This is a genomic window from Microvirga sp. GCM10011540 (genome assembly GCF_042650665.1).
Taxonomy (GTDB): Bacteria; Pseudomonadota; Alphaproteobacteria; order Rhizobiales; family Beijerinckiaceae; genus Microvirga; species Microvirga lenta.
Window position 1 is genome coordinate 1 of the sequence record NZ_JBHSBQ010000011.1, and the last position, 13,240, is coordinate 13,240.

The 13,240-nt window shown below is 59.8% G+C and carries 12 protein-coding genes and 3 pseudogenes; 11 read left to right on the top strand and 4 right to left on the bottom strand.

Translation table 11 applies throughout. The features are described 5' to 3' along the window. From ACFOYU_RS04830 to ACFOYU_RS04845, 4 genes are all read left to right on the top strand, one after another. A partial coding sequence (locus ACFOYU_RS04830; protein ID WP_377032696.1) for an IS3 family transposase occupies window positions 1-97 on the top strand: 97 nt, incomplete at its 5' end. 1,451 nt (window positions 98-1,548) lie between these two features. Further along, on the top strand, window positions 1,549-1,752 hold the full coding sequence (locus ACFOYU_RS04835; RefSeq protein ID WP_377032697.1) for a ParB N-terminal domain-containing protein: 204 nt from the start codon (window positions 1,549-1,551) through the stop codon (window positions 1,750-1,752). 574 nt (window positions 1,753-2,326) lie between these two features. After that, the gene (locus ACFOYU_RS04840; RefSeq protein WP_377032665.1) at window positions 2,327-3,094 is read left to right on the top strand and encodes a LuxR C-terminal-related transcriptional regulator; all 768 of its coding nucleotides are present in this window, start codon (window positions 2,327-2,329) and stop codon (window positions 3,092-3,094) included. Next, complete coding sequence (locus ACFOYU_RS04845; RefSeq protein ID WP_377032666.1) at window positions 3,087-3,533, top strand: hypothetical protein; 447 nt, start codon at window positions 3,087-3,089, stop codon at window positions 3,531-3,533. The genes ACFOYU_RS04840 and ACFOYU_RS04845 overlap by 8 nt, the downstream gene beginning before the upstream one ends. A 459-nt stretch (window positions 3,534-3,992) precedes the next feature. Here the strand turns inward: ACFOYU_RS04845 and ACFOYU_RS04850 are convergent, their stop codons facing one another. Next, window positions 3,993-4,202 (bottom strand): hypothetical protein, encoded by a 210-nt coding sequence (locus ACFOYU_RS04850; RefSeq protein ID WP_377032667.1) that lies wholly within the window; start codon window positions 4,200-4,202, stop codon window positions 3,993-3,995. A 1,138-nt stretch (window positions 4,203-5,340) separates the two neighbouring features. On the opposite strand from ACFOYU_RS04850, the pseudogene ACFOYU_RS04855 reads away from it, so the two are divergent. After that, window positions 5,341-5,656, top strand: a pseudogene (locus ACFOYU_RS04855) (transposase); the annotation flags it as partial. Between the two features lie 57 nt (window positions 5,657-5,713). On the opposite strand, the pseudogene ACFOYU_RS04860 reads toward ACFOYU_RS04855, so the two are convergent. Then, a pseudogene (locus tag ACFOYU_RS04860) lies at window positions 5,714-6,007 on the bottom strand (ATP-binding protein); the annotation flags it as partial. Between ACFOYU_RS04860 and ACFOYU_RS04865 the strand changes: the two are divergent. Then, window positions 5,984-6,471, top strand: a pseudogene (locus tag ACFOYU_RS04865) (transposase); the annotation flags it as partial. The pseudogenes ACFOYU_RS04860 and ACFOYU_RS04865 sit on opposite strands and share 24 nt — an antisense overlap. A gap of 409 nt (window positions 6,472-6,880) precedes the next feature. On the opposite strand, the gene ACFOYU_RS04870 reads toward ACFOYU_RS04865, so the two are convergent. Together ACFOYU_RS04870 and ACFOYU_RS04875 are read right to left on the bottom strand one after the other, a co-directional pair. Continuing rightward, entirely contained in the window at window positions 6,881-7,384 is a 504-nt protein-coding gene (locus ACFOYU_RS04870) for an Ldh family oxidoreductase (protein ID WP_377032668.1), read from the bottom strand. Next, entirely contained in the window at window positions 7,278-7,736 is a 459-nt protein-coding gene (locus ACFOYU_RS04875) for a helix-turn-helix domain-containing protein (protein WP_377032669.1), read from the bottom strand. The genes ACFOYU_RS04870 and ACFOYU_RS04875 overlap by 107 nt, the downstream gene beginning before the upstream one ends. Before the next feature lie 280 nt (window positions 7,737-8,016). Between ACFOYU_RS04875 and ACFOYU_RS04880 the strand changes: the two genes are divergently transcribed. The 5 genes from ACFOYU_RS04880 (at window position 8,017) to ACFOYU_RS04900 (ending at window position 13,208) form a co-directional block, all read left to right on the top strand. After that, on the top strand, window positions 8,017-8,712 hold the full coding sequence (locus tag ACFOYU_RS04880; RefSeq protein ID WP_377032670.1) for an IclR family transcriptional regulator: 696 nt from the start codon (window positions 8,017-8,019) through the stop codon (window positions 8,710-8,712). Window positions 8,713-8,783: 71 nt separating this feature from the next. Then, the gene (locus ACFOYU_RS04885; RefSeq protein ID WP_377032671.1) at window positions 8,784-10,433 is read left to right on the top strand and encodes a hypothetical protein; all 1,650 of its coding nucleotides are present in this window, start codon (window positions 8,784-8,786) and stop codon (window positions 10,431-10,433) included. Continuing rightward, window positions 10,433-11,167 carry a hypothetical protein gene (locus ACFOYU_RS04890; protein WP_377032672.1) on the top strand — a complete coding sequence of 245 codons (735 nt, stop codon included), beginning with the start codon at window positions 10,433-10,435 and terminating at the stop codon, window positions 11,165-11,167. The genes ACFOYU_RS04885 and ACFOYU_RS04890 overlap by 1 nt, the downstream gene beginning before the upstream one ends. Continuing rightward, entirely contained in the window at window positions 11,164-12,153 is a 990-nt protein-coding gene (locus tag ACFOYU_RS04895) for a dipeptidase (protein WP_377032673.1), read from the top strand. Before ACFOYU_RS04890 ends, ACFOYU_RS04895 begins: the two co-directional genes overlap by 4 nt. After that, window positions 12,150-13,208 carry an ABC transporter substrate-binding protein gene (locus tag ACFOYU_RS04900; protein WP_377032674.1) on the top strand — a complete coding sequence of 353 codons (1,059 nt, stop codon included), beginning with the start codon at window positions 12,150-12,152 and terminating at the stop codon, window positions 13,206-13,208. Before ACFOYU_RS04895 ends, ACFOYU_RS04900 begins: the two co-directional genes overlap by 4 nt. The last annotated feature ends 32 nt before the right edge of the window (window positions 13,209-13,240 follow it).

A 13,240-nucleotide genomic window follows, 5' to 3' on the forward strand; every position in this document is an offset into this window, starting at 1 on the left:
TCTGTTCGTCTACATCGAGGGCTACTACAATCGGCAGCGCATTCACTCGGCGCTCGGGTATCTCACGCCCGAGCAAGCAGAGCGGACAGCGAGCTAACCGGTGTCCACTTAATCGAGGGAAGATCAGAGCCAATCGACAGCGACTGGAAAGAAGCGCAGCGTTAGATACGGCTATGCTCTCCTAAGACATCGGCCGGAGGAGGGCCTGCGGGTTTCCTGAAGCCACACCTGCAGGCCCTCTTTTCTTGCATTGCGCTTGGAAGGTCTCACTTGGTGATGAACCGTTCGCGTCAGTAGCGACGGCGGCAAACCTCAACAGGACGGCGGACAAGGCGACCGTAGGCGGTTCGCACAGTCCGATATTGGATCCGGCAGACCACCCGAGGACGGTAGCCCCGATGCCGCCTGCCGTAGTAACGGCGGGGGCGGTAGTGAGGGCGGCCATAGTGCCAGGCTTTGCTGACAAGGCTATCGCCGGTTTTCGCAGACGCCATCGTGCCTGCCACGAGGGGCGAGGCCGTTGCGCTGCCTTGAGACAAGAAGGCTCCGGCCACGACTGCTCCGGCCATAGCTGCAATCCTGATGAGATGCATGCATTCCTCCGTAGATTGATCCGTTCCCGGTGTTTGAACCCAGATCATGCTGCGACNGGATCTGACGGCCCTCAGGCGAGCGCCCGAGGCGCTCAGAGCCATCGCGCAGGTTAAGCGTCGGCAGGAATATCAGGATTTCTGAAGTGGGAGCACCTTCAGCAAGCCGGAGGGATAGGCTGAAGCGGGGGCTATCGGACCTATCCTACGGCAAGCCGAAGCGCCCGCAGGCTAGGTAGGCGTTTCTGCTCGAAAGGCAACCTGGAGCCGGCATCAGAGGCCGCGCGCGAGGCGGTACATGGCGTAGCCAACGATAGCTATCACAATCACCGTCAAGAGCGGTCCCCAGGACGGAAATGGGCTGCTGTGTCCATTGAATTCAGTCTCGTTCATGCGGTGCTGCTCCCGTTGAATCCTCCGCATTTCTAACCCCTACGAAACTCTCGAAACAGGAGCGTGGTCATGCATTCCTGAAGTAACGTAAAGGGGTAAGGTAAAGTCGGTAACTGAGCTCGACCAGCTGCGAGACGTGGGGATCCTCGCCTGGATATAACGAGAGGGCTTGGGCTGGTGCGCTTGCTCATCTCATGAAGAAGAGGTGGCGCTGGCCGACCGGATCACCTTCGAAGGTCGCTCGCATCGCCTCGAGGGGATTGACGACTCGGCCAGCACCGAGGCCCCGGGAGCGGTATTGTTGCGAGGTAACACCGGGCGGGGCCAGGGGCGGACCTTACTCCAACCTTCGATATTTTAACACCCATTGAGGCGGGCCAGAGGGAGCATTGCGTATGGGAAAAATCAGCGCAGGTTTCCGGCAGGGCGGGCGCCTATGGTAGCGTCTAGGCCAATGTTCTTGAGTTGCTCCCGGCCGCGTTGTGGCCGACACTCTGTTTAATCACGGGAGCAGCAGACGATATTGAAGAGACAGACAGTTGCTATCCAAGATGTCTATGTGCCGGTGAAACGGCGCCAGACACTGGATCCGGGGAAAGTTGAAGCCCTCGCGGAGAGTATCCTCATCAAGGGTCAGGAGGCCCCCATCCTCGTGCGAGCCGATGACAAGCGCTTTGTTCTTGTTGAGGGCCTGCACCGACTGGAAGCTTGCAAGGCTTTGGGTGAGACAACGGTATCAATCTACCTCGTCCAGGCGAGGAAGAATTAGGCGGGAAGCAGCGTGCGAGTGCTCCGAAACCACCCGCCGTACCTTTGAGCACCTCCTGCCCCATACATACAAGAGCGGTTGATCACAGGCCGGTGCTGCTCGGCAATAATGGTCAAGCTTGACGGTGCTGTGGACACGTAACTATGTACAATCTCCTAAAGGCGCATGTTGATTTGCATATCCGACAGACGAGGCATGCTTGCATTGCTATCTCAAGCAGTCACCCACCCGTCCGCAAGAGGAAGGAATACCCGCCCATAAGGCAGGAGATAGATTTGATTTGGGGTGCCAGGATGAAAGAGGGTGCTGCGGCTATTTCATGCATTGTCTGAAGCGTAGTGTGCGGGTGACGTTCGTCACCAGAGCATTCGAGGAACGGCTAAGGCAAGCACCTGAACAAATATTTGGATCAGAACTGCACCTTCATTGGCGTTAGGCCAAGCTTGTGACTGTTGCACGTCGTGGGGCGCCTAGTACGACCATCGGCTTACTTGCCAATGCCTGCTCTGTGACGGACGGTGCCTACCAAGACTGCTTGCGCTTTCCCAACCTTTAACAGAACAAGGGGGCATGAATGACCGCAGAGAAGATCGACTTTGCCGCCACACGCTTGCCTCAAGCCGAGGCGTCAGACCAAGCCTCCAGATCGGTAGTGCTCACTGTTCTGGCCTGCGATAATCCGCTGCTGCGCACAGGACTTCGGCAAATCCTTGCAGGGACGACCTTTGGGGTGGCTGAAGGACACCAAGGCCCAAGCCTGATCCTACCCAAAGAGCACAAGAGGCCTGTCCTCGTTATCTTTGAAGCGGCTCAGAACGTCACGAAAACATGGTTTGAGGCCGTGCTGCTGGCGAAGCAAAGCTTCCCAGAGGCTCGGGTGGTGGCTCTGACCGATCAGGCGGATCCCAGCTTGGTGCGCCTCGGGCTTGAGGCTGGCGTGGATGGCGTCTGCCTTAATGGAGCCGACCGGGAGATTCTGATCAAATCACTTGAATTGGTTATGCTTGGTGAGACTGTGCTGCCCTCGGAGACGATGCGCACCCTGCTCGGCAGAATGGCGAAGGGGCTGGTGCTGGAGCCGCAAGACGGCACAAGGGCAGAAGCAAAACCGCTCGATCTGAGGACCCATAAGCTGTCAGCCCGCGAGGCGGAAGTTCTGAAGTGCCTGATGGGTGGAGACCCTAACAAGATCATCGCCCGCAAGCTCGATGTTGCGGAGGCGACTGTGAAAGTTCACGTCAAAGCGGTACTGCGCAAGATCGGTGCCGCCAATCGCACCCAAGCTGCCATGTGGGCAACCGAGCATCTGTCGCCAAGTTCAAGGGCCTTTGTGAATGCCTGATTCATCTGCCACCGAGATCGCTGTCGGCGATCAAGTTCGCGTCCATTATCATCCTCCAGGTCAGACGAAGAGCTTCGTTGAAGGTGTCGTGACACGGGTGGAAGTGGCAACTGAAGTCGGGCGAATGTTCGTGGTCGCTGTTACTTCTGATATCATTTACGATAGAGAGCAGCCCTTCAGGCCGGGATACAAAGACTACATCTTGTACGAGCCCCGACGGGACTTTTCCGGTCGTATTGAAGTGATGCCTCAAGTCGAGAAGGAATTTGAGGCAGAACCAGAGCATGTCGCTGGGCCACCATCCGACCCGCAGCTTGCGATGGAGCCCGCTACCGGCCGGCAACCTGAGCAAGAGACGGCACCAGAGCCAGAAAAGGGAGACGAAGAGACGCGTGGGCTGGGAAGGATGCTGGGTGCAGTATTCGGGCGGCGAGCGTAGCGGCAACAACGGTGTCGGCCCATATGTCTGCTATGGACGAACCTTTGCGGCCCGAGCTTTCTGAAGGCTCTCAAGCGCAGACTTGAGGGCTCCCCGATAGCCCTCAGCCTGGATTGTCATGGTCATGAACAGTGGCTCTGGCACGTCCGGGTGCCTGAAGGCATTGAGGAGCCGCTCGTCCTTGGTGAACCCGTTCCGCACCATCGCGGACACAAACTGCTTTCCATTCAAATCGCGCATTGTTCAACGTCCTCTGGCCGACACGACCTATGCTTGGTTCAGGCTGCTTGATCAACCGTAGCCAGGGCTGCATTGAGGGCTTTTGTCGGTTGCCTTCCCTCTGCGGGCTCAAAAAAGAAGCGCCCGTGTAGGGCGCTTCAAGGACCGGTCTCCGTGGGGCAGAATGGAGGGCCGGGAACGTGAACTCTCATCCATCTGGATGAGGGTAAGCTCGCCGCCTCAAGCTGCGAGAGCGAGGCGGTGCTGCTGCTGGCGCAAGACGGTCAGAAGCTCCACATAGGGCTCCCGCCTCTCACGATGCCGCGCAACAAGCTTGCGCCTGATGTCCTTCTTGAGGTTCTGATCTGTATTTCTTGCTTCCAGCCTGCTCAGTTCGAATTCTTGCTGGAAGTCGATGTTGCCGAGGGTGTGTAGAACCTCTCTCATCATCGACGATGTGGTAGTGGAATACTTTCGAGGTTGAGCGACTGGTGCGTTACGCCCCCTGAACCTATTGCTCTCTTGCGGCACGTTCCCTCCAAATGTGTATCTTTATTTTGATGCGTCGTCCTTCTGGCTCATTGAGCAGCGAAGGTCATGTCGGAGGAATACTGCGGGAGAATACGTAATCCTTTTGATACCAAGCAGAACTGGCACTGGTCCTTCACTTAACTCCAAAGTGGGGGCAAGATTTTGCCAGAGTTTGGTAAGGATCAATAAGGAACTTAATTGAGCGTGAGCGAACCGGCTCAACGGCGGACCGATGGATCTAAACCGTAGGGGAAGCTCAAACAGCAACACCATGCGTAATGCGGGTCGCATCCCGCAAATCGGCACGCGAAGAAATCCTCTTCCGCAAGCATGTCAGTAGACCGTTGTCGCCTTCAAAGAGCCTACCATCATGACCGATGAGGAAGTCGAAATCGTTGCCGAGGAGCTTGCCAAGATTGGAGGCGTTTCCTGGTACCCAGGCCGGGAGCAGGGGCCGCTGATGCGGGTGGTGACAGACCGTTACCGTGCGCAGGCCCGTGTAGTCATTGCTACCCTGGATCGGATCAGGAATGGTTCGTCATCTACCTGCACACAGGATCTGGGAGGTGACGGAGCGCGAGAGATCGGATCTGGAAGCGGAGGGGATCAGATCCGCCCCGGTGTCACAGTGGTCTACCGACCTTTAGGAGATCGACGCGCTTATCCATGCCGGATTGTCGAAATTCAGGGTGACCGCGCCTACTTGGCTCCGATCTTGAGGACGTGCGTTGGATGGGTGTCGCTCGAACGGCTTCAATCCTCGGCAGATGAACGGGTTCCGTCACCAATGCAGCCCGCCCCAGCACAATTTGCGCCTTCATCCGTCACGAGCAGTGATGGCAAGAATGACTCGACCGAACATCCGCCTCCACTTTAGGGTCGAGCGCAACAACGGCGGGGATAGGTCCCGGTACGTGGTGTAGCTCGACGGGAGCCCAGCGGTTGGCCCGCGCGCCCTCGGTCGCGCCGTAGCGGGCCGGGCGCTGGGCGGGTGGTCATCGGCGATTTCCGGGTAGGGTTGGGTTGCGACATCCACCCGCAACCGAGAGAACCCCCGATGACCAATCCCATGATGGACCTCAAGGGCCTCATCGAGAAAACCCCGGACGCCGATCTGCTGCGCGAGATGATCAGCTTTGCGGCCGAACGCCTGATGGAGCTGGAGGTCGGCGCCCTCACGGGTGCTGGCTATGGCGAGAGGAGCCCCGAGCGCCTGGCCCAGCGCAACGACTACCGCGAGCGCGACTGGCACACCCGTGCCGGCACGGTGGAACTGCGCATCCCCAAGCTGCGCACCGGCTCGTACTTTCCGGGCTTTCTCGAGCCGCGCCGCATGGCCGAGAAGGCGCTGGCCGCCGTAATCCAGGAGGTGTCAATGCCGTTTGAATCGTCCCCAGAAGCGCCGAAGTAAATTTCCCCACTTGTGCCGGCTACGTCCCCAGGGGCATCGGACCATTTTTCGGAGGTCGGCCTCGACGGCGCAGCACCGGCGCCGGATCGGGCGGCGTAATCAGCGCCTTCGAGCGTACATGCTCGGGCATCAATTCGGCGTGCTGCCGCAGACGGTAACTTGAGCCCTCGATCTGGATCACCACCGCATGATGCAGAAGCCGATCCAGCAGGGCCGTGGCCACCACAGGATCGCCGAACACCTCGCCCCATTCCGCAAATCCGCGGTTCGAGGTCAGGATCATCGCCCCGCGCTCGTAGCGGGCATTGTGGAGGTGGGCGTCAACAGCGATGGCCGGCGCGAGATGCTGGGCCTGGACATCGGCCCCTCGGAGGCGGAACCCTTCTGGACCGCGTTTCTGCGCAACCTCACCCGGCGCGGCCTGCGCGGCGTGAAACTAGTGATCTCGGATGCTCATGAGGGGATCAAGACCGCCGTGTCCAAAGTGCTCTGTGCCACCTGGCAGAGGTGCCGGTGCACTTCATGAGGAGTGCCCTGGCGCATGCGGGCAAGAACGGCCGGCGGGTGGTATCGGCCTACATGGCCACGGCTTTTGCCCAGAACACGCCCGAGGCGGCTCGACAGCAGTGGCGGCAAGTGGCCGATCAACTGCGTCCCAAGCTGCCGAAGCTGTCAGCCCTGATGGATGAGGCCGAGACAGATGTGCTGGCCTATATGAGCTTTCCGGCTCCGCACCGGACCAAGCTGCATTCGACCAATCCGCTCGAGCGGCTCAATCTTCTGTGTGCGGCGTCGGCGTGGTCGCGGCCGGTCGATGCCGGGGCGGTTCGGGTCGACCTGGGCTGGTACCGCAAGCTGTCGGCGTGATCGGAAGCCTTTAGCGTGAGCCGGGCCGTTTGCGGCCTTTGTCCCTGCTGCGAACAGCAAAAAGCCCCTGACGTTTGTGGCGTTCAGGGGCTTTTTTGTGTGGTTGGTTGCGGGGACCTGAAACCACCGACACTTGACCTGCGATAGCTAAACCCATTGCTCGTGCTCGAAGTGCGGACGCTCGACACGAGGCCCGTCCAAACGATCCCGTTATGAGCGCAACAAACCAGTACCTACTGAATGTCTTCGCTAGCACAATACTTCATTTATTAGCGATACATCCTGCAGAAGCAGGATAGCAACGCTGTTAGCATCAATTTCACACGGTGCGAGCTGCATAGGCCTCTAGTTTCGAGAGCATATCGGGATCGATTGCAGTTCCATCACGCTGCTGGCGTGCGAGGTTTCGCATCTCGATCTCGCCGGGGGCGAAAACTGGGGCTGCGGGATCGGCCGCCGGGGTGGAGTGCAGAATGTCTGCGAAGTCGTTCATACGCTCCGCAAGCCAGTTCTGCGGGCCCAACGCACGGGTGGTGATTAGAATGAAGAAGTGCCCGAGGTTCTGCGGCTCATCGGGCGCATCGACCCAAGACTTCACGTGAGTGAGGTACGCCGCACCGGATAGAAGGCCAGCGAACAAATCGACGATCAGGGCGAGGCCATAACCTTTATGCCCACCAATCGGCAGCAGAAAACCATCGAGCGCGGCGTTGGGATCAGTGGTCGGCTTGCCTTCTTTGTCCGTGGCCCAGGTTGGCGGAATGGCCGCGCCCTTCTTGGCGGCATTGCGGATCTTGGCGCGCGCCACGACGCTGAGGGCCATATCCAGAATTATCGGGTCCCCACCTGGCGCTGCCGTCACCAATCGCGCTCATTGCCACCTTCGACGTTAGATCAATCAGTTCGTCTGCACAGAAGAAGGGGCCGGCCGGGAACTGGCGCTCTGGCTCGAAGAAGTCCGCCAGGCCTACGCCAAGTCCGCTGAGGACCCTCCGCAGCGTGGCCATGGAAGGGCTGATCTTGTTCTTCTCCACGTTCGAAATCTGCGCATGGCGCACACCCGCCCGCTGCGACAAGCCTGCAGCGGATCGCATCGCGCGCATGCGTGCACCGATGTTGAAACCGGCATGAAGATCATCCGATACCAACGCGGGTGAATCGCCTGCCTTGGACATTTACTGCCTGTATATATGTGATCACTTCGCCAGGGGCAGCACGATGGCACATAGATATACAGCCATCCATGCGTCTGAAGTTCGACCGCCCGCTCCCCAGCGCAAGCGAGAGCAAATCCAGCCTTTCCCACCTGACTAGGCTTTGACTGCGACTGTCCGTTGAAAATTTTAAGCGGACGCCATTGACACGTCCAACAAAACCGCAAAGCATGTATCTGAAATGCATACATCATATTCAAATAGAATACAGGAAGAAGGCGGTGTTCGCCCGCTGAGCACGGTGCTGAAGACACTCGCCGTGCTCGATCTATTTGCCGACAGCTCCCACAGCATGCGGTTGCCGGAGATCGCCAAGGCTATGGATATTTCCCGGCCGACCGCTTACCAGCGCCTTCTCACGCTAATTGAGGCAGGCTGGATCGAGCAGGACGAGCAGGGCCGCTACCGGCTTTCTATGCATGTCTGCCGGCTCGCGGCCGCGGCACTCGAGCAGGCCAATCTCGGCTCCCGCGTACAGCCGGTGCTGCAGGAACTGGTGCATGAGGTGAAGGAGACTGCCTCGCTCGCGGTGCTCGAACGCGGCCTCCCCTGCATTATTTCGCGCGTTGAGTCCGAGAGTGTGCTGCGCGCGGAACAGAAGATCGGCACGACCATGTCGCTTGAAGGATCCGCCTCCGGCCGTGTCCTGACCGCCTTTGCTGACGAGATCACCCTGAGGCGGCTCAAGGAAAGCGGCGAAACGCTCGCCTCGGAGGAGATTCTCGCTGCTGCGCGCGCAGCAGGCTACGCGCTTTCCAGTGGCTATACCCAGGTTGGCGTGCGCGCGATCGCCGCCCCTGTCTTCGACGTCCACGGTAAGTGCAATGCGACGCTTTCGCTGGTGATGCCGGAAACCCGCTTCAATCTGGAAGGGGTGCGCGATGCGCTGATCCGGGCAGCGGAGAAGGTAACCAAACTGCAGCAGGGAGAGCGATAGCAGGCATGTCCGTCTTGCACCAAATACAAATTGAAGAGGCGCGGCCGAGGCCCCGGCCCGGGGACGAGCTGATGCGTCCTGAGAAGCTGGCGGCGTTCCAGCCGAGCCGGATCAGCATCACTCGTGCTCTCATGAATAAGATGGTGCGCGAGCGGTGGGAGATTTCCATTGAACGCTTTGATGTGGACGAGACCGCGACAGGCACCGTGGTCTATTCCATCAAGGCACCGCACCAGGAGTTCAGCTTCATCGCCTTTTCGCGCCCGCCCAGCCGCAAGGCGCGCACCGGCCGCATCATCGGTCAGGCCTGGGATATGATGGGCACCCTCAATGAAGGTCCAGCAACTGAAGCCGACATCCAATCGGCTCGCGAGGAGCTGCCGAAGCTCTATCGCGGCCGTGCCACGCCCAATGCTCTCGTCTGGTGCCGCTCGAATCGCTCGATGCGCGTCTTCGATCAGACATACGCAGCCCTTGCCGAAGGAAGGCAGCCTTCTATCAATGAGTTGGCGCAGGTCTGCTACCTGATGCGCAATACGGGTCTTGACGGCAACGGCACCTTCGGCACGCGTTCATTCCCTTCGCTCGGCCCCGACCACGCGCTGGGACGGCCGCTGGAGGCCCAGCTGCTCACCGCCTATCTGATGCGGGAATATTCCTGCGATCTGGTCGAACATCTCGCTCGCCTTGCCTCGCCCAAGGCAGTGCCGCTCGATCCGGCGATCCGCCGCTATCTCGGTGTCGGCAACGGATCAGCGCTCGGTCTCATCTTCTTCATCCACAAGCACCCTCAGCTCATCAGCAGCTTCATCGCCGCCCGCGAGGAGGCAATCGCCACAGCGCGCGGCCTGCAGCTGGCGAAAGAAGATGCCCGCATCGATAAGCTAAACTCCATGATCCGGCGCGCCATCATCTTCCGCCGGCAGGACCGCATGGTCTACGAGACGTTCACCTCGAGCGCCGACGTGGCCGATGATCTCGAGAAAGTAGCAGGCGCCCTTGTCGAACTCCGGGAAACCGGACGAGTGAATGGGCAGATCTGCACCTATCCGCTCGACGCTCTAGCCCAGCATTTTGAAAAATCGCTGAGACCCGAATCCGTCGAGACCTATCTCTCGCTCCTGATGGAGCTCGTGCCGGACGAAACGGACGCGCTCCTGCCCTCCATCGGCGGCCCAGACGAGGTGAATGTCGCGCCGGGCGAAAGGGTTGCAGGCTTAATGGCGCTCATCCGTGACAAGTACCAATGGGCGCTCGACATCGATATGTCCACGCCCGAGGCCTATAAATACGTCTGGTACAAGTCCGAGACTGCCGAGGAGCCGCGCCGCGGCGCACGGGAGGAAGTCCCGGAAGCGTTTGACCTCGGGCTCGACATTTGCGGGGGCGTCCAGGCCCTGTTGGCCGACCTCGGTCGCGAGGCTCAGGATCTCTCCGTTGCCCGATTCCTATTGAAGCATCCGGGTCACCGCTATCTCGTCGCCCGCCTTCAGACCCTTAGAGATCTCCCCTATCACACGCCTATGGCAAACATAAACGCAGAAGAATTCACCCCGATCGACCTCGTGCGCCTCATGAATGTCGGCATCCATGGCATTGATAAGACGCGCGATTTCCTGCGCCGCAACTTGCGCGGCGTACTCTACCACGGAGCGCCGACGCCGGACGAGATCCGAGCCGGCAAGGCGGATTATTGGGCCTATCCAGCGGAGCCGCACTGATGCAGACGGAGCAGACGCAACGGATGCTGCGTGTCATGCCACGCGAGATGCGGATGATGACGGAACGCATCTTTTCACTCACCGGCCTGCCGAAGGCCTTCTTCCTCGCTATGCAGGACATAGTGATGTATTCGCAGAAGCTCGGCCTCGGTGGCTTCGCCCTGCTGGACGAGCGCTTCGAGCAACTGAAGCAAGCCGACCCCGCACGCATCGAAATTCTCTCGGAGCAGAACAGCCGGCTAGAGCTAGATGCCGGAGGGCAGCACGCCTGGTTCGTCGCGTACAGCCTCGTCGATCTTCTCGGTGAGCTTGCCCAGCGCTTGGACACCGTGCACATCATCGTGCGTAATGTCCTCGATCCGGACGAGCTGCAGGTCGCGGTGCCACTTGCTGCGCGATGCGGCCTACGCGCGAGCCTCACAGCAGACGAAGAACCGCTGCTCGTGGCTTCATTGCACCCGCTTTTCGGCGAACTGAGGCGCGACGAGCCACTACTTTGGGAGCTCCTGCAGAGCGGTGCGCAGATAGACGCAGAACTCTGGTGGCGGATCTACCACCTGGCTCAGAAGGCATTGACGCCCGACAGCGTCGTCTCGCGGCGCCATGCCGGCCCGCTCATCGTGAATGACGACGGCTCGGTCATCGGCCGCCGGGATAATGACGACGAAACGGATATCAGTTTCCTCACCTCGCCCAAGATCGGCCGTGTTGAAGAAGAAGGGGCTCCATCATGATTATCGACGGACTGCAGTGCGGACATTTCGATCGCCAGGCTTTCACATCTCTCAAACGAGCTGGCGTGGGCGGTGTGGTCGTCACCTGCGGCTTCTGGGAAGGCGCGGTGGAATCGCTCGAATCCCTCACTAAATGGCGGGACCTCGTGCGGGAGAACGCTGACATTGCGGAGATCGCCACGACAGCCGCAGCGGTCAAGAGCATCGGTGGCGTAGGTAAGATAGCCGTCATTCTGGGCTTCCAGAACGCGAATCTCTTTGAAGGGCGAATTCGCTTCGTCGAGCTCTTTGCCGAGCTAGGCGTGCGGGTTGTGCAGCTCACCTACAACAACCAGAACGAACTCGGCGGCAGCTGCTACGAGGCAGAGGATTCCGGTCTCGCCCGCTTCGGCAAGGAAGTCGTGCGCGAGATGAACCGGGCCGGAATCCTGGTCGATTGCAGTCATGTAGGCGACCGCACAACCCTTGATGCGATCGAGGTCTCGGAGAAGCCGATTGCAGTCACTCACGCCAACGCTCGCTCCCTGTTCGACCACAAGCGCAACAAGTCCAACGAGGTGCTGAAGGCGCTGCGCCAGACCGGCGGCGTCATCGGCTGCGCCGCCTACCGCAATATCACCGGCGACGAGTTCTGCAAATCGATTGAAGCCTGGTGCGGTATGGTCGCCCGTACGGTCGATATCGCCGGCATCGATTCCGTCGCTATCGGCACCGATCGCAGCCACAACTTCACCCCACCGGACTACGCCTGGATGCGTCAGGGACGCTGGACACGCAATATCGATTATGGTGCAGGCTCTGCGGCGCGCCCGGACAAGGCACCACCGCCAGATTGGTTCCAGACCGTCGAAGACATACAGGTCATTCCGACCGGCCTGCGCGCAGTGGGCTTCTCGGAAGAAGAGGTCGCGAAAATCACCCACCTCAACTGGCTTCGCCTCTACGAAGCCACTTTTAGGAACACGGGAGAGGAGAAGCTGACATGAACGGACGGAATCCTGGATCTCGAACGCTCCCGGCTCTTACTCGCCGCACCCTACTCAAGGCTGGCGGCGCGGTCTTCGCGTCCACGCTCGCCGCACCCTATGTCGCGCGCGCTCAGGGAAACGTTCTTTACATTAACACCTGGGGCGGCCCCTGGGAGGAGGCTGCGAAGAAGCACATTTTCGCTCCCTTCAAAGCCGCGACGGGGGTTGAGATCAGAACCGTATCTCCGGTTTCATTCGCCAAACTTGCACAGCAGGTAAGGACCGGCACATATGAGTTCGATGTCACCACCCTCGGTGCTGGCGAACTCCTCCGTGCTGAGGAGGCCGCCATCATCGAGGAACTGACAAAGGCTCCTTACGAGGGTGCGCTGTTCCACAATGGGGTAGCGTCGCACGCATTCGCGACGGTCATCGGCTATCGCAAGGACAAGTTCCCCAATGGTGGTCCGCGTAACTGGGCCGAATTCTGGGACGTGGAGCGCTTCCCAGGAGCGCGCTCGCTGCAACGCTACCCTGCGCGCGTGTTGCCGCTGGCGCTTCTCGCCGACGGCGTTCCGGTCAAGGAACTCTACCCCCTCGACATCGACAGGGCTTTCGCCTCACTGGACAAGATCAAGGAGCATATCCGGGTCTGGTGGACCGCCGGCGCTCAATCCACCCAAATCCTGCGCGATGGCGAAGTGGATCTCATCGGCATCTGGCACGGCCGCTACTATGAGGCCGAGGACGCCGGTGCGCCTGTTGGCATGACCTGGAACCAGGGTCAGATCGAGCGTGCATATTGGGTGGTGGCCAAGGGCACGCCAAACGTGGAGAACGCCAAGAAATTCGTCGAATTTGCCGTAAGCGCAAAACCGCTTGCCGGCTTCGTGACCGAAGCGGACTACGGACCGCTCAATCCCGCGGCCAATGAGTTCACTTCGACGGACGATGCGAAACGCATGCCGACCTCTCCGGAGAATTACGCGCATACCTTCGAGCAAGACATCGAGAATTTCGGAGGCGATATCAGAGAGATATCGCAGCGCTTCGAAGAATGGGTGGCGGGCTGAGTGCGATTCGTCAGGAGGTGGCCCAGAGCACA